The following is a 23,161-nucleotide window of genomic DNA, read 5'->3' on the forward strand; positions in this document are numbered from 1 at the left end:
GGTCAGCGGAGGGCAGGAGTGTTTCAAGCGGGTGTATGGGCGGTATGTCCGAAAGGTCGCCCGGTGCAAGTTCATGTATCCCCGACCGCGACAGATACATTCCCATACAAAACTGTGATTCAGCCCCGACCAGCAGCGTCTAGCGACAGTGTCCCCGCAATCCCATGGGGCGAGACTTCGGAACCCGGCATGCAAGCGCTGTTGAACGAGATCCTTGACGCAGTCCGACCGTTGATCGGTCAGGGCAAAGTGGCTGATTACATTCCTGCCCTCGGCACCGTGCCGTCCAATCAGTTGGGCATTGCCGTGTACGGCAACGACGGCGAGTTGTTTTGTGCCGGAGACGCCGACACGCCGTTCTCGGTACAGAGTATTTCCAAGGTGTTCAGCCTGGTGCAGGCCATCGACCATTCCGGCGAAGCGATTTGGGAGCGCCTGGGCCACGAGCCGTCCGGGCAGCCGTTCAACTCACTGGTGCAGCTGGAGTTCGAGCGCGGGCGCCCGCGCAATCCCTTTATCAACGCCGGTGCGCTGGTGATCTGCGACATCAACCAATCACGTTTTGCCGCGCCGGCGTTGTCGATGCGTGATTTTGTCCGGCGTTTGTCTGGCAACCCGAATGTCATGGTGGACGGCAGGGTCGCCGAGTCGGAATACCAGCACCGCGCGCGCAACGCGGCCATGGCTTATCTGATGCAATCGTTCGGCAACTTTCATAACGACGTCGAAGCCGTGCTGCGCAGCTACTTCAGCCATTGCGCGTTGCGCATGAGTTGCGTGGATCTGGCCCGCACGTTCTGCTTTCTGGCCAACGACGGTTTCTGCAAACACAGCGGCGCCCAGATCCTCAGCGCCCGCCAGACCCAACAAGTCAACTCGATCATGGCCACCAGCGGGCTGTATGACGAAGCGGGTAACTTTGCCTATCGCGTCGGTCTGCCGGGCAAGAGTGGCGTCGGTGGCGGGATTGTCGCGGTGGTGCCGGGGCAATTCACGGTGTGCGTCTGGTCCCCGGAACTGAACACCGCCGGCAATTCCCTCGCAGGAATGGCGGCGCTGGAGTTGTTGAGTCAGCGGATTGGCTGGTCGGTGTTCTGATGGCATGTCTTGACTAGCGGCCGATGACCGCTACCGTGAAGCAGGCATTCTTTGACTCACCCGAACGGGTGAAGGGGCGGGTGGCGTCATGGTGAAATTCGGTTCCGCGCTTTTAGTCTTCAATGACACAGACGCTCATTTGCGCAAAGGGTTGTCTGCCGTGGTCCAGATAGGCAATACCCTGTGGGTCGCCAATGATGAATCCTTGAGCCTGGAGCGCCTCACCCTGCATGAGCGCACCGATGTGGGCGAGTTTCTGTTTGACCAGCACAAACAGTTCCCGTTGGCGTCCCTGTTGGCGCTACCGGTCATCCCGAAGGATGGCGAAGAATTCGTTGAAGCAGACCTGGAAGGCATGAGCTACGACCGCGACACGGGGTATCTCTGGATTGTGGGGTCTCACAGTCTGAAACGGAAAAAGCCCGACAGCACAAAGTCCCTGAAGAAAAACGCCGAGCGTCTGGCAACTGTCAGCCGCGATGGCAATCGTTTTCTCCTGGCCCGGATTCCGGTGGTCGAAGTAAGCGGGACGTTCACTTTGGTGAATAGCACCGCCAGCGATGATCGAGTCGCCGCCCAATTGGCCGGCAATCAACTGGGTAACGAATTGCTCGATGAACTCAAGAACGACGAGCATGTGGGGGCATTTCTGCACATCCCCGGCAAGGACAACGGGTTCGATACCGAAGGCCTGGAGATCAACGGCAAGCGTGTTTTTATCGGGTTGCGAGGGCCTGTGCTGCGGGGCTGGACGATTGTTCTGGAGATTGAACCGGAGAACCATCCCAAGACCGCCCATACGCTGACACTGAAAAAAATCGGGCCTGGGGGGCGAAAATATCGAAAGCATTTTCTCCAGCTGGATGGACTCGGTGTCAGGGACTTATGCATCGAGGGTGACGACATGTTGATCCTGGCCGGGCCGACAATGAACCTCGACGGGCCTGTCAGCGTATTTCGATGGCACGACGGCGCCAGGCCAACAGACGAAAGTGTTGTCTTCAGCGAACAATTGACGCCGGTCCTGGAGGTTCCTTACGGGCAAGGAGAGGATAAAGGCTGCGATCATGCCGAAGGAATGACCTTTATCAGCACCGCCGGCGTGGAAGAGCCCTTGCTGCTGGTGGTCTATGACGCGAACGCCGCGTGGCGCAAACAGGGGAGCAATTGCCTGGAGCAAGATGTATTTCGACTTGCGAAAAAGTAAGCGCCACTGCGCCCCGGTGAATGACGCTCCACGGATTTTCCTATACATTTTCTGGCCGCTCCCCTGCATGGTGAAACCGTTTCATGTCTCTTGCGCTCGAACGTCTAGTCGCTGGCACGCCGATCCCTTTTGCCGGTAATCGTGTCACTGTCGTCAGCCCCGAACTGGCGGCGCGCTTTCAGCCCGGCGACCATCTGCTGGTGGAGCAAGTCAGCGGCGAGTTGTTGCTGATCCCGGTGGCGGATCAGCAAGCAGCGGCAGTCGCCATCGAGGGCGCCGAAGCGGCATTCGCTGCAATGTCCAGCGTCTCGGATCACGCCATCAGCGAGTTCTTCGATCACTTTGCCCAACGCCTGGAAACGCCTGAATGCTGGGCCTTGATTGCGGCCGCCAACCTGGTCGACATCGAGCGGGCCAAGGCGCGCGGGCGCTCCACCACGCGGTTGCTCGCCGATGAACGCATGCGCGGCGACATGATCGCCGGCCTCAGGGCCTGGCGTGATGCACCGGCCACCCGCGGCAAGGTCGTGAGCTGCGTCGAGCACGACGGCTGGAAAGTCGAGCAAGTGGTTTCGCCGCTGGGCATTGTCGCCTTCGTGTTCGAAGGCCGGCCGAATGTCTTTGCCGACGCCGCCGGTGTATTGCGCACCGGTAACACCGCGGTGCTGCGCATTGGCAGCGATGCGTTGGGCACTGCCCAAGCCATCGTCACCCATGCATTGAATCCTGCGTTGGCTGATGCCGGATTGCCGACCGGCGCGGTGTCGCTGGTGGAAAGTGTCAATCACGCCGCCGGTTGGGCGATGTTCGCCGACCGGCGCCTGTCATTGGCTGTGGCCCGTGGTTCGGGACGTGCGGTTAGTCAGTTGGGCAGCATCGCGCAACAGGCCGGCACCGCGGTCAGCTTGCACGGCACTGGTGGCGCGTGGCTGATCGCCGACAAGGACGCCGATGCCCAGCGTTTTGCCGCCGTGGTGCGCAACTCGCTGGACCGCAAAGTCTGCAACACTCTCAACGTTTGCCTGATCCACCGCGACCGCGCCGCTGAACTGGTGCCGCTGTTTCTCGACGCACTGCAACAGGCCGGCACCGTTCGGGGCCAGGGCTGCAAATTGCATATCGTCGAGGGTAGCGAACAGCATTTGCCAACTGATTGGCAAACCGCGAGCGTCGAGGTGTACCGCGCCGAAGGCTATCAGACCGAAGCGTTGGCCGAACCGCTGCCCGAGGATCAATTGGGCCGCGAGTGGGAGTGGGAAGAAACCCCGGAAGTCAGCCTGAAGATCGTCGACGACCTGGACCAGGCCATCGTCTTGTTCAACCGCTACAGCCCGCAATTCACCGTGTCGCTGATCAGTGAAGATGCCCCGGCGCAGGAGCGTTTCTACAACGCGGTCAACGCGCCTTTTGTTGGCAACGGGATTACCCGCTGGGTCGACGGGCAGTACGCGCTGAACAAGCCGGAGCTGGGGCTTTCGAACTGGGAGAGTGGACGCCTGTTTGCGCGCAGCGCGATTCTCTCGGGGGATGGCGTGTTCACCATCCGTAGCCGCATGACCCAGACGGATCTGTCGGTCAAACGCTGAGACGGCACGCCAGTTCGGTAAGTTAAGCCGCGCAAACCTGTGGGAGCGGGCTTGCTCGCGAAAGCGGTGTGTCAGACGAGATCAATGTTGACTGTGCCGTCGTCTTCGCGAGCAAGCCCGCTCCCACAGGATATTCGTCGCTCTTACATCTTGCCGGCATCAGGGACAGCCCCCCGACCGCAGGCAACGGCAAGCACTATACTTAATGTGTGTGCGTGTCTGCGGTGGGGCGGGCGGCGCATCTGATTACGTGAGGATTGCGCCATGAAACTTCATTCCTTTCAACATTACTCTCATGATCTGGAAACGGTCGTTCACGACGCGTGGATTACCACCAGGGTGAAGTCGGCCCTGGCATTGGCCGACTCAACCCTTGGCCTGCATGTCCATGTCAAAACCCATGCGGGCAGGGTGGCATTGAGCGGTCGCGTCAACACTCACAGGCAGTGTGAGCAGGCTGTTGCTCTGGCCCGTTCGGTTCATGGTGTCGTCGACATCGATGCCAGCGAATTGCTCACTCACGTGTTCACACCGGGCAGTTTTCCAGAAGCGCCCAATGCCGAAGAGTCCTCCGAGCGTCGGTCACAATCGTCTTCAAAGATCGATGACAAATGATAAAGGCGATTTGTGAGTGGCACATTCCCGGTTGAGAAGTAGTGCGCCTGCCCACTTTGTAACGCTGCGCCAAGCCTGGCGCAGCTCGGACGGGTGACGCCTTCAGGCGGCTTCGACCGCTTGCCCATACACCGCACAGGTGTCTGGATGCTCGGCCAGCGACACGAAGTTGCGACGGCTGGCATCCAGAGCATCGACCGAACCGGTCTCAATGTCATAAATCCAACCATGCAGATTCAGCAGGCCTTTTTCCTGGGCCAGACGCACGCTCGGGTGAGTCTGGATATTCGCCAGTTGGGCGATGACATTTTCCCGGACCATCGAACTCACCTTGGCTGCGTCGCTGGCGTGAGGGCGGGAGTCATTGATTACCTTGGCCGACTCGGCGTGTTGCAACCAGCCACTGACGGCGGGCAGGTGATCCATGCATTTGCACTGGGCGATGGCGGTCATGGCGCCGCAGTCCGAATGCCCGCAGATCACAATGTCCGTCACGCCCAATACCGCGACTGCATATTCGACCGTGGCCGACACACCGCCGGGATGCGGACTGTAAGAGGGCACGATATTGCCGGCATTGCGCACCACGAACAGTTCGCCGGGTTCTTGCTGGGTCAGAAGCTCCGGCACTACGCGGCTGTCGGAACAGGTGATGAATAAAGTGCCGGGATGCTGGGTGGTGGCCAGGTGTTTGAACAGGTCGGTACGTTGGATGAAGGCTTCGTTCTGGAACTTCAATAAACCTGCGATGAGCGCTTTCATGGCTGATTTCCTTGCAATGAATGAGGGGGGGCTAATGCCGGTCAGTTAGGCACAATCCATGTGGGAGCGAGCCTGCTCGCGATGGCGGTACATTCAGCATCAATGTTGACTGGCCCGCCGCTATCGCGAGCAGGCTCGCTCCCACAGGTGGGCGGTGTTCAAATTCTTAACTGACTGGCATTAGTCGGTGCGGGCTATTTCAGAACGGACGCAGCGGCAGGAACTTGCCGTCCAGGGTAATCACCGCGCGAGAACCACCTTCCGGGTCTTCAACTTTCTTCATGTCCAGCTTGAAGTTGATCGCGCTGATGATGCCGTCGCCGAATTGCTCGTGAACCAGGGCTTTGAGCGTGGTGCCGTAGATCTGGATCATTTCGTGGAAACGGTAGATGGTCGGGTCGGTCGGGACACCCGAGAGGCTGCCGCGCAGCGGAATAATCTGCAGGCGGGCCACAGCGTCGGCGTCCAGTTCGAGTTTCTCGCCAATCACCTTGGCGGCGGCTTCCGGCAGCGGATGTTGGCCGAGCAGGGCGGCGGTGACGTAGGCCAGGCCCAGGCCGGTGCCGTCGGTCAGATCCTGCCAGGACAGATTCTTGCGCGCCTTGGCATCGAGGATCGAAGTGGTCAAGGCCAGACTCGGGTCTTGGTAAGCATGGGACTGTTGCATGGTGTGACTCCTATCGGTTGTCGCTGGAAAGTGGAGCCATCTTCGGTCGATTGATCCATAGGGTCCAAGACCGATATACAATGCTTCGCATAAGTCCTGCCTATAGAGGGTGTGCCCCATGCTGCTTCGACATTTGCGCTATTTGCTGGCGGTCGCCGACCACGGTGGCTTCACCCGCGCCGCCGAGGCGTTGCACGTCTCTCAACCGACGCTGTCCCAGCAGATCCGGCAACTGGAGGAAACGTTGGGCGTCAGCCTGTTCGACCGCACCTCGCGCACGGTCAAGCCGACCGATGCGGGGCTGGCCTATATTGAAAGTGCCCGTCGGGTGCTGGTGGAACTTGAAGCAGGGAAACGCGCGCTGCATGACGTGAAGGATTTGTCCCGCGGCAGTTTGCGACTGGCCATGACGCCAACGTTCATGGCGTATCTGGTGGGGCCGTTGGTGCGCGACTACGTGGCGAAGTTTCCAAACATTCATCTGCAGATTTTCGAATTGTCGATGGACGACATCGAGGCCGGATTGCTCGATGACTCGCTGGACATCGCCATCGCCTTTACCCCGGTGAGGAGCCCCGACATCGAATGCCTGCCGGCATTTGTCGAGACCTTGGGCGTGATGGTCGGGCGCAGTCATCCGTTGTACGAGCGCCAGAACCCGCTATCGCCAAAGGAGGTGACGCAACTGGAGTTCGCGTTGCTGACGCCGGACTTCATCACCCGATCTTCCATCGACGGGTATTTTCGGCAACAGAACATCACGCCCAAAGTGGCGATCGAGGTGAACTCGGTGAGTACTTTGTTGGAGGTCATTCGCCACGCGCCGATGGCCACCATACTGCCGGAGCCCATCGGCACTGCGGAACGGGCCTTGCACAAAATTCCGCTGCTGGGGGAGGCGCCCAACCGAGGGGCCGCGCTGCTTCGGCGCAAAAACAACTATCACAGTGCGGCGTCGGTGGCCTTTATGGAGCTGGTGTTGGGCGCTGCGGTCGAGTCGGCGAAGTCAGTCATCCACTGACTGGCACAGCCCATTGGGAGCCTTGCCGATGGAGGTCACGGTCACCGAATCGTCATCGGCGAGGACGATCGAGAGCGTGACGCCCGAACCCCTGGCTTCGAAGCGACGATCGTTGATGGCTTTGGTTACCGCCTCTTTACTGTTGATCAATACCGGGCCGCTCTGATCCGCATGGACGACGACTTTACCGGGGCAGTCCGCATCGAACGAGGGAATGCCAGGGAGGGTGTTCGCATGGGCAACATTCGCCATCGCGAACACTATGAATATCAGGATTTTGTTCATCGCAAGCCTCCAGAGATCCAGCAGGGCATACGGTTAACCATAGCTTCGTTTGGTGCGCACGAGACAAACGAAAAGGCCCCGCTCGATATTCCGAGCGGGGCCTTTTTTCTTTACTGAGGGGGGATATCAATACAACCGATCAATCACCCGAACTTCGTTCTGGTTCTGCATCGATGCCCACGCCTGTTTCAGCGTTTGCAGCACATTACCGATGAAGTCTTTGTCGGCCGCGGCTTTCTTGCCGACATAACCCTGGCCGCGACGGTACATCTTCAGTCGGGCGAGCAGGTTCTGGTTGCTCCGGTCGAACTCTTCTTCGTGGGCATGGGGCGACAGGCAGTCGATTTGAACCTGGCCCGATTTGCTGATCCACAGAATATGGCTGTCCTGGCTGTCTTTTTGCGCAGCGAACAAGCGAGCCAGTTCATCGATAGTAGGTTGATTGTTCAGATTCATTGTAAGCCCCTTGACCATTTGGTGATCTTTCAAAGTTGATTCGCTAATACAAGTAGCCCATCGGTTAGTTGATCCCTGGCACCGAAACCAGGACGTCAGCGGTCGGCCGTCAATACGACGGGGTCTCGCGTCTGTTGCATGTAGTCGTGTTGAATAACTGCTACGCAATAGCGTCACAACGAAGAGAAGCAGCGAATACCTGGAGGCCACTGCCGACGTTTTCAGGGTCGGCCACAAGCTTCATGAGGATTGATCGCCAGCGCTTCTCGTCCTTGTACTGGACGTTCGGGCCAGGTCAGCTTCTTCAATCTGCCTTGTGGGCAGCGTGTATCCGGGAAAAACAGCTCGGCGGTCAGACGAGCTTGCTCAAACGTGTTGCCTGTACTCCCGATCGGGGAGATGTCTGCATCATGCAAGGGCAAATCGGAGGCGTCAACGGTTTTGTAGTGATTATTTTTGTTCACTACATATTGTCGGACAAAGTGGTTTTGGAATTAGAAAGTCGGGTGTAGTTAACGCCTGGAGGACTAAGGCGTTGCTGGAATCAGCCTTCTGTAGGAGCGAGGCTTGCCCGAGAAGAACGATGACGCGGTCCATCAGTTTGTCCGCGTGATGGCCTTCGCGGGCAAGCCTCGCTCCTACGGGAGCCCCGTAGGAGTTGCCGAAGGCTGCGATGTTTTAAAGCGGTAAACGGTGCATGGATAACCATCGATCGGCAGGTGATGCAGGGTGAATTCACCGCCCGTGAGATCGGCCATCACCTTGGCCCAGAACAGCCGCGCAGGCTGGTTGGCATCGATGTGGAAAATCTGCCATTGACCGGGGAACCGACTCAAGAGGGCAGAGACGACAAACTTCGCGACGCCTTGGCCCCGAAAACGTCGACTGACAAAAAAGTAGCCGATGTTGTGCTCGGCGCCGCCGATATGGGTTTCGTTATCCACGGTCACAAAACCGGCAAGTTCGCCGTCCACCTTGATCAGAAACGGCCTGGTTGCCGGGTTGCGCCAATAATCAAGCCTGGGCTGGATGTTGAAGAAGCCATGTTCCCCAAGTTTCAGCGGCAGCCATTCGCTGAAGTCATACACGTAGAACTGCATCAGGTTTTCGATGGTTTCCAGTTCATCGCGCTGAGCGGCGTGCAGTTCTATTGAGGGCTGGCTTCTGATTGTCGTCATGGTTGTACCTTTTCAGAAAGCAGGGCTGTTGCCTGATGCCGATCAGTGTAGGAGCTGCCGAAGGCTGCGATCTTTTGATCTTGCCATTGCCTGTACCCGATCAACCAATAAAGCCAAAATCAAAAGATCGCAGCCTTCGGCAGCTCCTACATGTCCTCTTCAAGCCCTGAGCCTTTGCGTTAACCCGGTTTCGCCGTGCGTTTGGCACCGGTCGAGGGTTTGCGTTTGGCCGGTTTGCGTTTGTTTTTCCACGGTGTGGCGCCACGCCCGGCCGGGCTTGCCGGCCCGCTGATGGTCAGGTTCAGGCCGGCGCAACGTGCCACCTGCTTGCTCATCCATGCAGCTTGTTTGGTGACGAATTCTTCCAGGCTCATTTCACCGCTCTGCACCATGTCCAGGGCCTGTTCCCAGATTGCCGTGGTGCCGGGATCGGCAATCGCGCGCGGTACGGCATCGATCAGGCTGAACGCTGCCGGCGTCGCGGCCAGGGCCTTGCCGTTCTTGATCAGGTAGCCGCGGTCCAGCAGGCCCTGGATGATCGAGGCGCGTGTGGCTTCGGTGCCAATGCCGGTGGTGTCCTTGAGCTTTTGCTTGAGCAGCGGATCTTCCACCAGTTTGGCGACGTTCTTCATCGCCTTGATCAGATCGCCTTCGGTGAACGGCTTGGGCGGCTGGGTCCAAAGGTCCTTGAGCTTTACATCAGCCACTGCGCAGTCACGCCCTTCGGCCAATGCCGGCAGTGTTTGTGGTGCCGGTGCTTCACGGCCCTTGGCTGGCGCGAGGGCCTCGGGCAGGGCGCGTTTCCAGCCGGGTTCGACAATCTGCTTGCCCACGGCACGCAAGGCTTCACCGGCGCAATCGAAGTCGGCCTGGGTCCGGTCGTACTCATGGTTGGGCAGGAACTGCGCCAGATAACGCGCACGAATCAGGGTGTAGACCGCCCGTTGCTTGCCTACCAGACGCTCGAGGTTTTTCGCCGCCGCGGTGGGGATGATGCCGTGGTGTGCGCTGACCTTGGCATCGTTCCAGGCCCGTGAGCGGCGCTGGGGCTCCAGGTGATCGTGCAATGCGTTCAATGCCGGGTCGGCCTGTCTCAGCGCCGCAAGAATACTTGGGGCTTCGCTGTGCTGGCTCAGCGGCAGGTAACCGCAGTCGCTGCGCGGGTAGGTGATGACTTTGTGGGTTTCGTACAGCGCCTGGGCGATATCGAGGGTTTCCTGAGCGCCGAGCCCGAGCTTCTTCGAGCAGACTTCTTGCAGGGTGCCCAGATCGAACGGCAAAGGCGCGACTTCGCGCATGCGTTCGGTGCGCAGTTTGATCACCCGAGCGCTCGCTGCACCGCCAATGGCCGCAGCGGCTTTCTGAGCCAGCGCCTGATTCAGGCAGCGGTCCTGATCGTCGCAAACGTCGGAGGCCGCACGCCACTGGGCGGTGAACGCGGTGCCGTCGTGCAGCAGTTGCACATCGATCGTCCAGTAGGCGATCGGGACGAAATCGGCAATGCTGCGGTCGCGATCCACCACCAGCCGCAAGGTCGGCGTCTGCACCCGACCGACCGGCAATACACCCTGATAACCGGACTGACGCCCCAGCAGGGTGAACAGCCGACTCATGTTCATCCCGATCAACCAGTCGGCCCGGGAGCGCCCCAACGCCGAATGATAAAGGCTGAACGTCTCGGCCCCCGGCTTGAGCGCCGCCAGCGCCTTGCGGATCGATGCATCGTCCAGCGCCGACAGCCACAGCCGCCGGATCGGCCCGCGATAACGGCAATGCTCCACCAGCTCCCGGGCGATCATCTCGCCCTCACGGTCGGCGTCGGTGGCAATCACCAGTTCACTAGCCTCGCCGAGCAAGCGTTTGACCGCCTTGTACTGGCTGGCCGTGCGCGGTTTGACGGTCATCTTCCATTTTTCGGGAATGATCGGCAGATCCGCCAGCACCCAGCGCTTGTAACGCGCGTCATAGGCATCCGGCGGTGCGGTTTCCAGCAGATGGCCGATGCACCAGGTCACCGTGACACCCGTTCCCAGCCAGCAGCCGTCGCCCCGGCGCTTGGCGCCGAGCACGGCCGCGATGTCTTTGGCCTGGGAGGGTTTTTCACAGAGGTACAGCTGCATAACCACCATCATCAATCAGTGTTCGAGAGGTGCACAGAATGGCGGCTGATGAGCGATGGAGCAATCTTTATCTGTATGGATGTACAGCTTAAGCTGTTGCGGTTGATGACAGCGGTCAGTCCACCACGAACAACCTGGCGCCAATGGGGGTGGATGAACGATGCGCTTCGGCATTGTCCGCCACTTGATAGCTCATGCCCGGCGTGAGAACGAAGACTCGACCGTCTTCCAGTTCGGAGTGCAGTTCTCCCTCCAGGCAAAACAGCACATGCCCCTTTGAGCACCAGTGATCGGCCAGATACCCCGGTGTGTATTCGACGACACGCGCACGAATCGCGCCGAACTGCCGGGTGCGCCACAGGGCGCTGCCGGTCTCGCCCGGGTGTTCGGTGGGTTCGATTTGCGACCAGTCGGTGGTGCCGAAGGGGATGTTGGCAATGTCCATGCTGCTCTCCTGGTGGGGCATGCTGTTTTGGGACCTCACTGTAGCCCAAGCAAGCTCCGTTCGGCTGTGAAGCAGTCGCGATGCCGAAACATGAGGTATACCTGTCGGATCGCGATACAGCGCAGCAGCGACAGAGGATCCTGTTCTATGAAAGCCCCCGGACCCGGTAATCCCATCGCCATCAGCCCTCAACCCGGCTGCGTGGTGGTGAAGTTCCATGGCATTCAAGTGGCGTCATCCACTCGGGCGCTGGTCATGCATGAGGCCAATTATCCTCCGGTGTACTACATCCCGCGGGAGGACATCGCTGAACAGTATTTCGCCCGCACCGACCACACCAGCTATTGCCCGTACAAGGGCGATGCCAGCTATTTCAGTCTGCAAATCCCCGGGCATGAAGGTGCCAATGCGGTTTGGAGTTATGAGCACCCGAAGGTGTCAGTCGCGCAGATTCGCGGGTATGTGGCGTTTTATCCTGAAGAAGTGACGTTTGAAGTGCTCGACACCTGAGGTTGTAGCAGCTGCCGAGCCGGCGAGGCTGCATTCGGCTGCGAAGCAGTCGTAAAACCAAAGATTGCGGTACGTCAGGCAGACCGCGTTAGCCGAATTCACGACTGCTTCGCAGCCGAACGCAGCCTCGCCGGCTCGACAGCTGCTACAGCCGAACGCAGGCTTCGCCCGCGGCTACAAATCGCATCGCGGCTTAGCTGATTGGCGAGGGCAAATCCCCTCGCCACACATAAACCTCCCGCTAGCCGTTAGTTCGTGTCCAGATCCACATTCTTCGTCTCACGCAAACAGATCATTCCCACCACCAGGCTCACCCCGGTAATCACCACCGGGTACCACAGCCCATAGAAAATATCCCCGGTGTACACCACCAAGGCAAACGACACCGTCGGCAGGAAACCACCAAACCAGCCGTTGCCGATGTGGTAGGGCAGGGACATGGACGTGTAGCGGATTCGGGTCGGGAACAGTTCGACCATCAGTGCCGCCAGCGGGCCGTAGCACATGGCGGAGATGATGATCAGCGCGACGATCAGCGCCACGATCATCGGTTTGTTGATCTGTTGTGTGTCGGCTTGTGACGGATACCCGGCCAGGGTCACTGCGCCGCGCAGGGCCGCTTCGTCATAGCCATCGATTTTCACCTCGCCAATGCTGACCTGCACAGCGCTGCCAGCCGGGGCCGCTTCGCTATTGTAGGGCAGGCCCTGTTTGACCAGGAAGGTTTTGACCTTGTCGCACGGGCTATCAAATTTTGCCTTGCCCACCGGGTCGAACTGGAAGGTGCAGGTGGCCGGGTCAGCCAGCACGGTGATCGGTGCCTGACGGCTGGCCTGGTCGATGGCCGGGTTGGCGTAATGGGCCAGGGTCTTGAAGATCGGGAAGTACAGCGCGGTGGCCAGCAACAGACCGATCATCAGCACCGGTTTGCGCCCGACCTTGTCCGACAGCCAGCCAAAAAAGATGAAGAACGGTGCGCCAATGATCACGCTGACGATCAGCAGACTGTTGGCCAGGGCCGGGTCCATTTTCAGGAACTGGGTGAGGAAGAACAGCACATAAAACTGCGCCGCGTAGAAGGTCACCGCTTGCCCGGCGTTGATGCTGAACAGCGCAATCAGCACCACTTTCAGGTTGTCCCATTTGCCGAAGGAATCGCGCAGCGGCGACTTGCAGAGCTTGCCTTCCTCTTTCATTTTCACGAACGCAGGCGACTCGTGCAGGCTCAGGCGTATCCAGGTCGAGATGCCCAGCAGCACGATTGAAAGCAGAAACGGAATGCGCCAGCCCCAGACTTCGAACTGGTCACCGGTGAAGTAGCGGCAGCCGAGCACTACCAGCAGCGACAGCAGCAAGCCGAGGGTGGCGGTGGACTGAATCCAGCTGGTGTGGAAACCGCGTTTGCCCATCGGCGCGTGTTCCGCGACGTAAGTGGCCGCGCCGCCGTATTCACCGCCCAGCGCCAGGCCCTGAAGCATGCGCAGCACCACGAGGATGATCGGCGCGGAGATGCCGATGCTCGCATAAGTCGGCAGCAAGCCGACGCAGAAGGTCGCCACGCCCATCAGGACAATGGTCGCGAGGAACGTGTATTTACGCCCGATCATGTCCCCCAAACGTCCGAACACCAGCGCACCGAACGGCCGGACGATGAAGCCGGCGGCGAAGGCCATCAGCGCAAAGATGAACGCCGTGGTGTCGTTGACCCCAGCGAAGAATTGTTTGCTGATGACCGCCGCGAGGGCGCCGTAGAGGAAAAAGTCGTACCACTCGAACACCGTCCCGAGGGACGAAGCGAAGATGACTTTCTGGGTTTCCTGACTGGTGCCGGCGCTGCGGACGGCTTCCAGAGGCTGAACATGTTCTGACATATCGGTATCCCTCACAGTGATTGTTTTTGTTGTTCCACTGTCGGCGCCGGCCTTGTGGGCTGATGCCGCGTTTATCCATAAAGCGGGGTGTACGTCGATCTTTGTAGGAGCGAAGCTTGCTCGCGAAGGCGTCAGACCTGACACACCGCGTCATCGTTCTTCGCGGGCAAGCCTCGCTCCTACGGGTGTGATTCAGGGGTTAGTCAGCAGTTCCTTCTGCGGGTTGAAGCTCCTTGTGTCGGGGCTGAGGATCAATTGCGCGGCCTTCTCGGCAATCATCAGCGTCGGCGAACAGGTGTTGCCCGAGGTGATGCGCGGCATGATCGAGGCGTCGGCGATGCGCAGGCCGGGAATGCCGTGCACGCGCAATTCGGCGTCGACCACCGCGTCCGCATCGTTGCCCATCCGGCAGGTGCCCACCGGATGGAAAATCGTGGTGCCGATCCGGGCGGCGGCTTCATGCAGTTGCTCTTCACTCTGCAAGCTGTCGCCGGGCAGGTACTCGACCGGTTTGAACGTCTGCAAGGCCGGTGCGGAAACGATGCGACGAGTCAGGCGGATGGCATCGGCTGCTACTCGCAAGTCTTCGGGATGGCTCAGGTAGTTGGGCTGAATCAGTGGCGCTTCCCGCGGGTCGGCGGAGCGAATGTCTATCCGGCCACGGCTTTGCGGGCGCAGATCGCAGACCGATGCAGTGAACGCGGGGAAGGCGTGCAGCGGCTCGCCGAAACGCTCCAGCGACAACGGTTGCACGTGATACTCGAGGTTCGCCGAGGTCTGCTCCGGCCCCGAACGGGCGAAGGCGCCGAGTTGGCTCGGGGCCATGGACAGCGGACCGCTGCGGTCATACAGATAACGCAGGCCCATGCCCATTTTGCCCCACAGCGTGCCGGCGATCTGGTTCAGGGTGCGGGCGTTTTCCAGTTTATAGATCAGCCGCAGTTGCAGATGATCCTGCAGGTTGCCGCCCACGCCGGGCAGTTCATGGGCAACGCCGATGCCCAGTTTTTGCAGCAGCGGGCGAGGGCCGATACCGGAACGCTGGAGGATGCCCGGTGAGCCGACGGAACCGGCACACAGGACGATTTCCTTGCGTGCCTTGAAGGTTTTCGCCTGGTCTTGCCAGCGTGCGCTGACCGCTGAGGCACGGCCGTTTTCCAGCAGCACGCGGTCCACTTCGACGTCGGTCAGCACCGTCAGATTGGCGCGCTGGCGAATCGGTTTGAGAAACGCCTTGGCCGCGTTCCAGCGGATCCCGGCTTTCTGATTGACCTGGAAATAGCCGCAGCCTTCGTTGTCGCCCTGATTGAAGTCATCGATGCTGGCGATGCCGCTTTGTTCGGCCGCTGTGCGGAAGGCATCGAGAATCGGCCACGACAGCCGTTGACGTTCGATCCGCCATTCGCCGGCAGCGCCATGAAATTGCGAGTCGCCGGCAAAATGGTTTTCGCTTTGCTTGAACAGTGGCAGCACGTCTTGCCAGCTCCAGCCGACATTGCCCTCGGCCGCCCAGCCGTCGTAATCGCCGGCCTGGCCGCGCATGTAGATCATGCCGTTGATCGAGGAACAGCCGCCGAGTACTTTGCCGCGCGGGTAGCTCAGGGCGCGGCCTTGCAGGCCCGGTTGCGTTTCGGTCTTGAAGCACCAATCGGTGCGCGGGTTGCCGATGCAGAACAGGTAACCGACGGGGATGTGAATCCACGGGTAGTTATCGCGGCCACCGGCTTCGAGCAGCAACACGCGATGCTGCGGGTTGGCTGACAATCGATTGGCCAGCAAACAACCGGCCGGCCCGGCGCCGACCACGATGTAGTCGTATTCATCAAGGGAAGTCTGCATCCCTGACCTCGTATTGTTGTTCTTGTTGTCGGTCATCCTAGTTGTTAGCTTTTGTTAAAAGAATGTTAGTTTTTACGCAGCTGCTGTGCGTTTTTAAACAGCGTCGTTAACGGCATAACGTCAAGGATGGTTCATGTTCGACTGGAATGACCTGCGGTTTTTTCTCGAATTGCAGCGCAGCGGCCGCTTGCTGACCGCCGCTCGCCGTTTGAACACCACCCACGCCACCGTGGCCCGGCACATCGAAGCCATCGAAAAAAGCCTCGGTACCGCGCTGTTCGTCCAGCATGCCCAAGGCTACGAATTGACCCCGGCCGGCGAAGCACTGCTCAAACACGCCGAAGCCATGGAAAACGTCGCGCTGCTGGCCCAGGAAGAAATCACCCAATCATCCGCGCCGCTGGGCAAGATCCGCGTCGGGGTGACGGAAGGGCTGGGCATCATGTTCCTCGCCAGCCGCATGAACGGGCTGTTCGAACGCTATCCGGGGCTGGAAGTGGAACTGGTGGCGGTGCCGCGTTTCGTCAGCATCCTCAACCGCGAAGCGGAGATCAGCATTCATCTGGAACGCCCGGCCGCCGACATGCTGGTCACCCGCAAACTCACCGATTACCGACTGGCGCTCTACGCCAGCCAGGCCTATCTAGACCGCTCGCCACCGCTGCGCAGCCGCGAAGACCTCGGTCGGCATGCATGGATCGGCTACGTCGACGATTTGCTGTTCAGCCAGGAACTGATGTTCCTCACCAGCTTTTGCCGCAACCCCCAGGTGGTCTTTCACAGCACCAGCGTCATCGCCCAGCAACAGGCCGCGCGCTCGGGCCTGGGGATCGCCGTGCTGCCGTGCTACATGGCTAGCGCCGATCCGGACTTGGTGCCGTTGCTGCCGGATGAAAGCATCCAGCGCAGTTACTGGATCAGTACGCGGCGCGAGCTGCACAAGTCCGTGCGGCTGCGGGTGTTGTGGGATTACGTGGTGGAGTTGTGTGAGCGCGAGCAGGATCTGCTGCGAGGTTCCATTCCCCTGTAGGAGCGAGGCTTGCCCGCGAAGGCGTCAGGTCTGGCACACCGCGTTATCGTTCTTCGCGGGCAAGTCGGATCGCCGCACCGCTCGCTCCTACAGGGCACCCGCCGCGAGCTGCACAAGTCCGAGCAGGGGTGCTTGCCGGGATAGCGCTTGGCGTCCAATCTATGGCATGACGACAAGGAGCGTTATCCGACACTCCGTCGCGATAAAGGGAGCTCGCAACATGACCGACGATACAAAAACAAAAGGCCCGGCGTCGTATTTCCCATCAATCGAAAAAAAATACGGCCAGCCAATCGACCACTGGCTGGATCTGCTGGAATCAGTGAGCGGCAAGAAGCATATGGAAATGGTGGCTTGGCTGAAGGCTGAACACGATATGGGGCATGGCCATGCCAATGCTTTGGTTGCGCATTATCTAGCGAGCGCTAAAAAGTGAGCGAGAATTTCGAGTAGGACGGGAAGGGCACAGATTGCAATTGCTGGCCCATCCCCACCCACCAGCAGATCGCTTACAGCCCATTTAAACAAGAAAAATCACGAGCGTTTAAATGAAGCTTGCAGTTACCACCTAAGGGCTACAACGCCTTGCGCCACCCCCTACACGTAAGACAGAATCCGCCGGCTTGTGCGTCTAGGGGCCCGTCGGTAACTTGATTTCCGTCACTGCTCATCAGTGATCGGGTCTGCAAGCCCGCCGGAATACCAGTCGCATAGCCTTGCCAAAGGACGCTCGTTTATGTCCGCGAAATGGCGGCTTTGTGCGGGAGATCTTCGGATCTGCTGGGTTCCTGGTTTCCCGGTCTTGCAGACCCGCACATAGCTGCCACCCATCATCTGCAAGTGATGCTGGTAGCTCCTAATGAACAATCAGGAGTTTCTTCATGATCAAACCTACGCCCAATCCGCCGGACACCGATCCGATATCCCCGTACGAATCCGACTCAAAAAAACTCAACGAGGCCGCCAAGCGGGCTCTCGACTTCCACTTCCCGTCGAATGCCGACATCAAAGCCACCGCGCGTAAACCCGGCAAGCTGTTTGCCGTGGACCCAGAGGCGACTACCGAAACCCTGGCGGTTTTTTTGGTCGAGACGCTGGCCTCGGTCGATGTGATGGTCCATCAGTTGGTGGATCATCTGGAGGGTGAGTCGCGTCACGCCCTGCTGGGCATTTCAAACAGCATCATGATGGCGGAAATCACCGCGAACCGGGTTCTGGATCACATTAATACGCCTGAGTAGGTGTGGGCTGCATTCCCTTTGTAGGAGCGAGGCTTGCCCGCGAAGAACGATAACGCGCTGTGCCAGACCTGACGCCTTCGCGGGCAAGCCTCGCTCCTACAGGGGTCGTATTTCAAGCGAAGGCTGTGGTGCTTCAGGCGAGGATTTCAAACGCCGTGCTGGCCAGCCGTTCGCCGTTGACCAGAATGTGCACGGCGTGCAGGCCAAGGTAATGCTTTCGGGTGGTGAGTTGTTTGATGTGCTGGCTACGCGCAATGGATTCGGTAGCCTTGCCGGGCAGCGTCATCGCCTTGAGCTTGAATACCTTTGCCGACGTGCTGCCGTTGGCTTTGACGTAATCAATCGCGTAGTCGATCACCAGTCGCTGACTCTCCGGGACCGTGGATTTCATCGCGAAGGACAGGGTGATTTTCTCGCCCAGACGTATCACCGCCGGTTCGACCTTCACCTCAATGATTTCAACCTCGGGCTTGCCGCCCGCGCCAATGATTGCCAGCGCCCGCTGGTTGCCTTGTTTGATCAGGCTACGCAGGGCATGTCTGGCAATCCACGCCGTGTGTTTGTTGTCCAGTGACCAGCCCTCGATCAATGCCAGCACCCACTCGGGATGATCCTTGGTGATGTCGTTGAGGTGGTTGGCCACGGATTTGCGTACGTAGAGGCTGTCGTCGGCCTTGAGATTGTCGAGGATCGCGGCGGCCAGTGTCGGGTTGGCCTGGACCGGCTCCAGGCGGAACGACCATGGCAGACGCGGTCGGCTGCCTTCGCTGGCCAGGCGCCGGACATGTTCGTTTTCATCCAGCGACCAATCGTGCATCAGCGCCAACGAGCTCTCGATATCGCTGCGTAGAAAGTGCCGGATGGCGAATTCCGATGAGCCGAAGGCCGTGAAATATTTGAGCGCATTCATAGACAGATCGAACGTATGAGCGCCGTAGGTCGCGACGTAATGCGGCAAAAACATGCTGACGAAGGCGCTGTTCAGGCGCGGGGCGAGGGCGCGCAAGACGTCGAGGGATTCTTCATAACCGAGCGGTAATACCTCGTGCAGGCATTCGCTGACGCGGGCCATGCGTTGCATGACTGACAACTCCGAGAGGCCGGTTTTAGCCAGTTTCAGGAAGGCCTTCGCGTCGAAGCCGGGATAGACCGCCGTCATCTCGGTGGCGATGTGCGCGAGGCGTTCGGCGTTGAAGATTTCCTTCAGGGCGGGGGAGGTTTGGTCAGCAGCCATCGTGGATTCCTTGGTTGTTGTTATTTATCCGAAACACCGCGTTATCGTTCATCGCGAGCAGGCTCGCTCCCACAATTAACCGAGTCAGCCACAAGATTTGCGGCTGACATAGATCCCCTGTGGGAGCGAGCCTGCTCGCGATGAGGACATCAGATTCACCTCAACTCTTACCCGCTTCCTCTTCCAACTGATCCGACTCAAACAGTTTTGCCAATTCCGCCCGCGCTTCCTGCGCGGTCTGCATCACTTTGGCCGCATCGTCATACACCGCATGCTGGGCCTCCAGCACTTGTTCATCGTGATGGGTAAAGCGCTTGATCCGCGCATCGGCCTGAGCCTGCGTCAGCCCTAGTCCAATCAGCGTCCGCCGGGTCATTTCCAGGCTGGAGTAATAGGTTTCCCGCACCGCCTGAGCCCCGACATCCACCAACCGGTGCACATGCTGACGGTTTCGGGCGCGGGCGATGATTTTGATGTGCGGATAAAGCTTGTGCACCACCTCGGCCGTTTTGATGTTGGTCTCCGGATCATCGGTGGCGATCACGAAAAACTCCGCTTGCTCGACCTTGGCCGCGCTGAGGATTTCCGGGCGCATCGGGTCGCCGTAGAACACCGGCACGCCGCCAAAGCTGCGGGACAGTTCGATGGTTTCCACCGACGTGTCGAGGGCGACGAACTTGATGTTCTGCGCCCGCAGAATCCGCGCGACGATCTGCCCCATACGACCCATGCCGGCGATGACGACGCGCGGTGTGTCGGTGTCGATTTCGCGAAACTTCTGCGGCACCTCCACCGGTTGAACCTTGGGTTTGACCAGTCGTGCGCAGGCCAGCAGCAACAGCGGTGTCAGCGCCATCGACAGGGTGATGGTCAGCACCAGCAAGTCGTACAGGCGCGGCTCGAACAAGCCCTGATCCCGGCCGATCTTGAACACCACAAAGGCAAACTCACCACCGGCTGCCAGCACGATGCCCAAACGAATCGCATTGACCTTGCCCAAGCCGCCAGCCAGTCGACCGACCACAAACAGCAACGGCAGCTTGATCGCGATCAGCAGCACGGTCAGCCCCAGCACCGCGATCGGCGCACTGAGCAGCAAACTCAAATTGGCGCCCATGCCGACACTGATGAAAAACAGCCCCAGCAGTAGGCCTTTGAACGGCTCGATCTGCGCTTCCAGTTCGTGGCGATATTCGGAATCCGCCAGCAGCAAACCGGCGAGAAACGCGCCGAGTGCCATCGACACACCGACCAGGTCCATCAACCACGCCGTACCAATCACCACCAGCAACGCAGTGGCCGTGGACACCTCCGGCAGACCGGTCTTGGCCACCACGCGAAAAACCGGTCGCAGCAAATACCGCCCGCCAATCACCACCACCGCGATACTGCCCAGCACCCGCAAGCCATGGTTCAAATCTTCGGCGGCACTGGTGGTGTGATCACCGCCGGCCAGCAGGGGCACCATCGCGATCAGCGGGATCGCGGCGATGTCCTGGAACAGCAAAATCGCGAACGCCAACCGCCCGTGGGGGCTGGTCAATTCCTTGCGCTCGGCCAGGCTTTGCAAACCAAATGCAGTAGACGACAACGCCAGACCCAGGCCCAACACAATGGCACTGTTCAGGGATTGCCCGAACACGAACAACGCCAGCACGCCAATCACCGAACCGGTCAGCAACACCTGCGCCAGGCCCACGCCGAACACCGATTTGCGCATCACCCACAAACGTCGCGGCGACAGCTCTAGGCCGATGATGAACAGCAACAACACCACCCCGAGTTCGGAGATGTGGCTGACGCTTTGCGGATTACCGATCAAGCCCAGCACCGACGGCCCGATGATCACCCCGGCAAACAGATAACCCAATACCGCCCCCAGTTGCAGGCGCTTGGCCAAGGGAACGGTGAGCACCGCCGCGAACAAAAAGACGACAGCGGCTTGCAACAGGTTGCCTTCGTGGGGCATGACAAAACTCCAGAAACTCGATACGGCGGGGGCGCCTAGGATAAAGGCTGCGACGAGACGCGTCAGCCATGAAGGTACAACGTTGTTGGCTGATACACCGCTATCACGCTGGTGCCACTTCAAGCCGTCTGAAACAATTGGCCACGGCAGGCTGATTGATATTGTCCACCGTTCGAGTAAAACGCATCGGGTGTTTGATTGACTGGATGTCAGGAGCTACTCGTTGGAAAAGAAACCCCTCTACCGCAAGATCAACACTCGTACCAGGGGTGTTCGGCTGAATGATTACTCGGGTGAGTACCGGCATCAACGTCACACCAAAGCCGAAATCCACAATGAGTCGTCACGCGGTTCGATGCATGGAACCCGCCGGCACGGCCTGGATTACACACCGTTGTTCCGGTTCCTGCTGTCTCGCGTTGGAGGACAGTGGGATGAGGTTTTTAGCGAAGCGGTGGCTCGCCTCGATCGAGCAGAACCTGTGTTCTGGATGGTTGCCCTTCATGAAAGCGAAAGGCAGGAACAGGTGCGACTGGGGGAGTCGAGCTATTTCAGTGGCTTGTATGTCGATGATCAGGGGCGTCTGCGGATCGTCAATCCTGAGCTGACGGCCGAGCAAATGACGCCTTGTTGCCATTGCTGCACTCATACCTTCAACGGCATTCCTTTCGGTCAAAGCAACGACTGAGCATTTCATTCGACCTGACTATGGCTCAACGTCTGTTCGCCCAACCGATTTAGTTCACGGCCACTGCCGGAGACAGACTGAAACGGTTGCCAATAGCCTGTATTTCTGGGAAAACGGCGCCCATGAAGCCTGTTCGGGCAAGCGCGCAAAAGAGTGAATGTGATGAATGATGAATTGCAGGTCATCGACCTTGAAGTGGGCAACGGCAAAGCCGCCGTCAAAGGCGCGCTGATCACTACCCAATATCGCGGGTGGCTGGAAGACGGCACTGAATTCGATTCTTCCTGGAGTCGGGGTAAACCTTTTCAGTGCGTGATTGGCACAGGGCGGGTGATCAAGGGTTGGGATCAAGGAATCATGGGCATGCAGGTCGGCGGTAAACGCAAGCTGCTGGTGCCGGCGCATCTGGCTTATGGCGAGCGGACGATTGGCGCGATCACGCCGAATTCGAATCTGATTTTCGAGATTGAATTGCTGGAAGTGCTGACGCGGGATGATTGATGGCTGTGTGAGCTGAAACGACAAACCCCGCCATTTCTTTCCGCAGAAATGGCGGGTTTGTTGTCTGTGGCTAGTCAGTTAAGTGTTGGCTGCCCCAAAAGATCGCAGCCTGCGGCAGCTCCTACGGATTGGCGTTCGACTTCGACTCCTCGGGTGTACCCCGGTCGGCGTAGGAGCTGCCGAAGGCTGCGATCTTGGCGATCCCCAGTGTACTTTTGCTGACGGGCGAGTCAGGTGAATGTCTCAATATCATCAAGGGTGTCCGCAACAGTTCCTTCCAGGGAGGGGTATTTCTCCTTCACCTTTTCCAGAGCTGGGAGTACAGCACCCATGCCCAGTTCACCATGTCTGCGGGCTATGTGACCGAGCGCGGTGATGGCAGATGCTGCAACTGATTTGGTTTCACTCTCGAGGTACTTCAGGCAGGTGTTCTGAGCCCAGGTCTTGTCTTGTTCATTCAGACCGATAGAAACCAATGCGGCGGCAACGTTAGTTTCTACGTCGCTCGCTAGAAGCCTCGTCGCTTCCTGGTGGCTCATTGATGGATCTTGATAGAGAAAGCTCACTGTTTAACTCCCGTCTCAGTTGTACCTACTCCCGCACCCCTATGAAGAGATCCAGTTCAGTAGGTAACTGCTCATTGAGAGCTATAGCAATTTGTTGGACTTGCTCGCCGGTTAGTAACCATTCCCCATCCGCGCTTTCATCAAGATTTTTCCAGCCAAGAACACCCATTACCGCGACTTCAAACTCAGGTCGAACTGTAAGGTCGAATTTTAAGGAATCATCCTCGCCATCACCGTTTAAAAACCCACTAATCCATAAAAACATAAATAGC

General features: G+C 59.0%; 24 protein-coding genes. 11 read left to right on the forward strand and 13 right to left on the reverse strand.

The window, feature by feature from the left end; translation table 11 throughout:
- Positions 1–189 precede the first annotated feature (189 nt).
- From glsB to ACYZT2_RS12795, 4 genes are all read left to right on the forward strand, one after another.
- Positions 190–1,098 carry a glutaminase B gene (gene glsB / locus ACYZT2_RS12780; RefSeq protein ID WP_461972582.1) on the forward strand — a complete coding sequence of 303 codons (909 nt, stop codon included), beginning with the start codon at positions 190–192 and terminating at the stop codon, positions 1,096–1,098.
- Between the two features lie 88 nt (positions 1,099–1,186).
- Positions 1,187–2,305, forward strand: a complete 1,119-nt coding sequence (locus ACYZT2_RS12785; protein ID WP_461972584.1) for a DUF3616 domain-containing protein — start codon at positions 1,187–1,189, stop codon at positions 2,303–2,305.
- Between the two features lie 83 nt (positions 2,306–2,388).
- Positions 2,389–3,891, forward strand: coding sequence for an aldehyde dehydrogenase family protein (locus ACYZT2_RS12790; protein ID WP_461972586.1), 1,503 nt, complete (start codon positions 2,389–2,391; stop codon positions 3,889–3,891).
- Between the two features lie 264 nt (positions 3,892–4,155).
- Entirely contained in the window at positions 4,156–4,506 is a 351-nt protein-coding gene (locus ACYZT2_RS12795; protein WP_461972588.1) for a BON domain-containing protein, read from the forward strand.
- A 102-nt stretch (positions 4,507–4,608) separates the two neighbouring features.
- Here ACYZT2_RS12795 and ACYZT2_RS12800 read toward each other — a convergent pair whose 3' ends face one another.
- Both ACYZT2_RS12800 and cynS read right to left on the reverse strand, forming a co-directional pair.
- Positions 4,609–5,268, reverse strand: a complete 660-nt coding sequence (locus ACYZT2_RS12800) for a carbonic anhydrase (protein WP_461972590.1) — start codon at positions 5,266–5,268, stop codon at positions 4,609–4,611.
- A 199-nt stretch (positions 5,269–5,467) separates the two neighbouring features.
- Positions 5,468–5,935, reverse strand: coding sequence for a cyanase (cynS, locus tag ACYZT2_RS12805; RefSeq protein ID WP_460146384.1), 468 nt, complete (start codon positions 5,933–5,935; stop codon positions 5,468–5,470).
- Between the two features lie 118 nt (positions 5,936–6,053).
- On the opposite strand from cynS, the gene cynR reads away from it, so the two are divergent.
- A complete protein-coding gene (cynR, locus tag ACYZT2_RS12810) occupies positions 6,054–6,956 on the forward strand; it encodes a transcriptional regulator CynR (protein ID WP_461972593.1) in 903 nt (300 codons plus the stop codon).
- Here cynR and ACYZT2_RS12815 read toward each other — a convergent pair.
- The 5 genes from ACYZT2_RS12815 to ACYZT2_RS12835 form a co-directional block, all read right to left on the reverse strand.
- A complete protein-coding gene (locus ACYZT2_RS12815; protein ID WP_461972595.1) occupies positions 6,942–7,241 on the reverse strand; it encodes a hypothetical protein in 300 nt (99 codons plus the stop codon). The genes cynR and ACYZT2_RS12815 overlap by 15 nt on opposite strands.
- Positions 7,242–7,367: 126 nt before the next feature.
- Positions 7,368–7,697 (reverse strand): hypothetical protein, encoded by a 330-nt coding sequence (locus tag ACYZT2_RS12820; protein WP_461972597.1) that lies wholly within the window; start codon positions 7,695–7,697, stop codon positions 7,368–7,370.
- A 638-nt stretch (positions 7,698–8,335) separates the two neighbouring features.
- Entirely contained in the window at positions 8,336–8,875 is a 540-nt protein-coding gene (locus ACYZT2_RS12825) for a GNAT family N-acetyltransferase (protein ID WP_461972599.1), read from the reverse strand.
- 179 nt (positions 8,876–9,054) lie between these two features.
- Positions 9,055–10,995, reverse strand: a complete 1,941-nt coding sequence (locus ACYZT2_RS12830) for a DNA topoisomerase III (protein WP_461973096.1) — start codon at positions 10,993–10,995, stop codon at positions 9,055–9,057.
- Positions 10,996–11,110: 115 nt separating this feature from the next.
- Positions 11,111–11,440 carry a DHCW motif cupin fold protein gene (locus ACYZT2_RS12835; protein ID WP_461972601.1) on the reverse strand — a complete coding sequence of 110 codons (330 nt, stop codon included), beginning with the start codon at positions 11,438–11,440 and terminating at the stop codon, positions 11,111–11,113.
- A gap of 147 nt (positions 11,441–11,587) precedes the next feature.
- Here ACYZT2_RS12835 and ACYZT2_RS12840 point away from each other — a divergent pair, with 147 nt between their 5' ends.
- On the forward strand, positions 11,588–11,950 hold the full coding sequence (locus tag ACYZT2_RS12840) for a DUF427 domain-containing protein (RefSeq protein WP_367371855.1): 363 nt from the start codon (positions 11,588–11,590) through the stop codon (positions 11,948–11,950).
- A gap of 248 nt (positions 11,951–12,198) precedes the next feature.
- Here the strand turns inward: ACYZT2_RS12840 and ACYZT2_RS12845 are convergent, their stop codons facing one another.
- A complete protein-coding gene (locus ACYZT2_RS12845) occupies positions 12,199–13,821 on the reverse strand; it encodes an MFS transporter (protein ID WP_461972604.1) in 1,623 nt (540 codons plus the stop codon).
- Positions 13,822–14,013: 192 nt separating this feature from the next.
- Positions 14,014–15,660: a GMC family oxidoreductase gene (locus tag ACYZT2_RS12850; protein ID WP_461972606.1), complete on the reverse strand. Its 1,647-nt coding sequence runs from the start codon at positions 15,658–15,660 to the stop codon at positions 14,014–14,016.
- Between the two features lie 133 nt (positions 15,661–15,793).
- On the opposite strand from ACYZT2_RS12850, the gene ACYZT2_RS12855 reads away from it, so the two are divergent.
- From ACYZT2_RS12855 to ACYZT2_RS12865, 3 genes are all read left to right on the forward strand, one after another.
- Positions 15,794–16,690: a LysR family transcriptional regulator gene (locus ACYZT2_RS12855; protein WP_461972608.1), complete on the forward strand. Its 897-nt coding sequence runs from the start codon at positions 15,794–15,796 to the stop codon at positions 16,688–16,690.
- A gap of 220 nt (positions 16,691–16,910) precedes the next feature.
- Positions 16,911–17,126 carry a DUF4287 domain-containing protein gene (locus ACYZT2_RS12860; protein ID WP_461972610.1) on the forward strand — a complete coding sequence of 72 codons (216 nt, stop codon included), beginning with the start codon at positions 16,911–16,913 and terminating at the stop codon, positions 17,124–17,126.
- A 445-nt stretch (positions 17,127–17,571) separates the two neighbouring features.
- A complete protein-coding gene (locus ACYZT2_RS12865; RefSeq protein ID WP_461972612.1) occupies positions 17,572–17,931 on the forward strand; it encodes a DUF6124 family protein in 360 nt (119 codons plus the stop codon).
- 133 nt (positions 17,932–18,064) lie between these two features.
- On the opposite strand, the gene ACYZT2_RS12870 is transcribed toward ACYZT2_RS12865, so the two are convergent.
- Complete coding sequence (locus tag ACYZT2_RS12870; RefSeq protein ID WP_461972614.1) at positions 18,065–19,165, reverse strand: DNA alkylation repair protein; 1,101 nt, start codon at positions 19,163–19,165, stop codon at positions 18,065–18,067.
- Between the two features lie 160 nt (positions 19,166–19,325).
- Positions 19,326–21,134 carry a monovalent cation:proton antiporter-2 (CPA2) family protein gene (locus ACYZT2_RS12875; RefSeq protein ID WP_461972616.1) on the reverse strand — a complete coding sequence of 603 codons (1,809 nt, stop codon included), beginning with the start codon at positions 21,132–21,134 and terminating at the stop codon, positions 19,326–19,328.
- A gap of 223 nt (positions 21,135–21,357) precedes the next feature.
- Between ACYZT2_RS12875 and ACYZT2_RS12880 the strand changes: the two genes are divergently transcribed.
- Entirely contained in the window at positions 21,358–21,822 is a 465-nt protein-coding gene (locus ACYZT2_RS12880) for a hypothetical protein (RefSeq protein WP_461972618.1), read from the forward strand.
- Between the two features lie 162 nt (positions 21,823–21,984).
- A complete protein-coding gene (locus ACYZT2_RS12885) occupies positions 21,985–22,323 on the forward strand; it encodes an FKBP-type peptidyl-prolyl cis-trans isomerase (RefSeq protein WP_461972620.1) in 339 nt (112 codons plus the stop codon).
- Between the two features lie 230 nt (positions 22,324–22,553).
- Here ACYZT2_RS12885 and ACYZT2_RS12890 read toward each other — a convergent pair whose 3' ends face one another.
- Both ACYZT2_RS12890 and ACYZT2_RS12895 read right to left on the reverse strand, forming a co-directional pair.
- Complete coding sequence (locus ACYZT2_RS12890; protein ID WP_461972622.1) at positions 22,554–22,889, reverse strand: hypothetical protein; 336 nt, start codon at positions 22,887–22,889, stop codon at positions 22,554–22,556.
- A gap of 25 nt (positions 22,890–22,914) precedes the next feature.
- Positions 22,915–23,154 (reverse strand): pyocin S6 family toxin immunity protein, encoded by a 240-nt coding sequence (locus tag ACYZT2_RS12895; RefSeq protein WP_461972624.1) that lies wholly within the window; start codon positions 23,152–23,154, stop codon positions 22,915–22,917.
- Positions 23,155–23,161 lie beyond the last annotated feature (7 nt).

The sequence above is a fragment of the Pseudomonas sp. MDT1-85 genome (assembly GCF_054898065.1).

What these genes read in the sequence shown, in the direction of transcription:
- ACYZT2_RS12825 (WP_461972599.1), bottom strand. Translation starts at nt 8,875, where the DNA reads ATGACGACAATCAGAAGCCAGCCCTCAATAGAACTGCACGCCGCTCAG.
- ACYZT2_RS12800 (WP_461972590.1), bottom strand. Translation starts at nt 5,268, where the DNA reads ATGAAAGCGCTCATCGCAGGTTTATTGAAGTTCCAGAACGAAGCCTTC.
- ACYZT2_RS12860 (WP_461972610.1), top strand. Translation starts at nt 16,911, where the DNA reads ATGACCGACGATACAAAAACAAAAGGCCCGGCGTCGTATTTCCCATCA.
- ACYZT2_RS12815 (WP_461972595.1), bottom strand. Translation starts at nt 7,241, where the DNA reads ATGAACAAAATCCTGATATTCATAGTGTTCGCGATGGCGAATGTTGCC.
- ACYZT2_RS12830 (WP_461973096.1), bottom strand. Translation starts at nt 10,995, where the DNA reads ATGCAGCTGTACCTCTGTGAAAAACCCTCCCAGGCCAAAGACATCGCG.
- ACYZT2_RS12820 (WP_461972597.1), bottom strand. Translation starts at nt 7,697, where the DNA reads ATGAATCTGAACAATCAACCTACTATCGATGAACTGGCTCGCTTGTTC.
- ACYZT2_RS12875 (WP_461972616.1), bottom strand. Translation starts at nt 21,134, where the DNA reads ATGCCCCACGAAGGCAACCTGTTGCAAGCCGCTGTCGTCTTTTTGTTC.
- ACYZT2_RS12795 (WP_461972588.1), top strand. Translation starts at nt 4,156, where the DNA reads ATGAAACTTCATTCCTTTCAACATTACTCTCATGATCTGGAAACGGTC.
- ACYZT2_RS12865 (WP_461972612.1), top strand. Translation starts at nt 17,572, where the DNA reads ATGATCAAACCTACGCCCAATCCGCCGGACACCGATCCGATATCCCCG.
- ACYZT2_RS12840 (WP_367371855.1), top strand. Translation starts at nt 11,588, where the DNA reads ATGAAAGCCCCCGGACCCGGTAATCCCATCGCCATCAGCCCTCAACCC.
- ACYZT2_RS12870 (WP_461972614.1), bottom strand. Translation starts at nt 19,165, where the DNA reads ATGGCTGCTGACCAAACCTCCCCCGCCCTGAAGGAAATCTTCAACGCC.
- ACYZT2_RS12785 (WP_461972584.1), top strand. Translation starts at nt 1,187, where the DNA reads ATGGTGAAATTCGGTTCCGCGCTTTTAGTCTTCAATGACACAGACGCT.
- cynS (WP_460146384.1), bottom strand. Translation starts at nt 5,935, where the DNA reads ATGCAACAGTCCCATGCTTACCAAGACCCGAGTCTGGCCTTGACCACT.
- ACYZT2_RS12850 (WP_461972606.1), bottom strand. Translation starts at nt 15,660, where the DNA reads ATGCAGACTTCCCTTGATGAATACGACTACATCGTGGTCGGCGCCGGG.
- ACYZT2_RS12790 (WP_461972586.1), top strand. Translation starts at nt 2,389, where the DNA reads ATGTCTCTTGCGCTCGAACGTCTAGTCGCTGGCACGCCGATCCCTTTT.
- ACYZT2_RS12885 (WP_461972620.1), top strand. Translation starts at nt 21,985, where the DNA reads ATGAATGATGAATTGCAGGTCATCGACCTTGAAGTGGGCAACGGCAAA.
- ACYZT2_RS12855 (WP_461972608.1), top strand. Translation starts at nt 15,794, where the DNA reads ATGTTCGACTGGAATGACCTGCGGTTTTTTCTCGAATTGCAGCGCAGC.
- ACYZT2_RS12835 (WP_461972601.1), bottom strand. Translation starts at nt 11,440, where the DNA reads ATGGACATTGCCAACATCCCCTTCGGCACCACCGACTGGTCGCAAATC.
- ACYZT2_RS12895 (WP_461972624.1), bottom strand. Translation starts at nt 23,154, where the DNA reads ATGTTTTTATGGATTAGTGGGTTTTTAAACGGTGATGGCGAGGATGAT.
- ACYZT2_RS12845 (WP_461972604.1), bottom strand. Translation starts at nt 13,821, where the DNA reads ATGTCAGAACATGTTCAGCCTCTGGAAGCCGTCCGCAGCGCCGGCACC.
- cynR (WP_461972593.1), top strand. Translation starts at nt 6,054, where the DNA reads ATGCTGCTTCGACATTTGCGCTATTTGCTGGCGGTCGCCGACCACGGT.
- glsB (WP_461972582.1), top strand. Translation starts at nt 190, where the DNA reads ATGCAAGCGCTGTTGAACGAGATCCTTGACGCAGTCCGACCGTTGATC.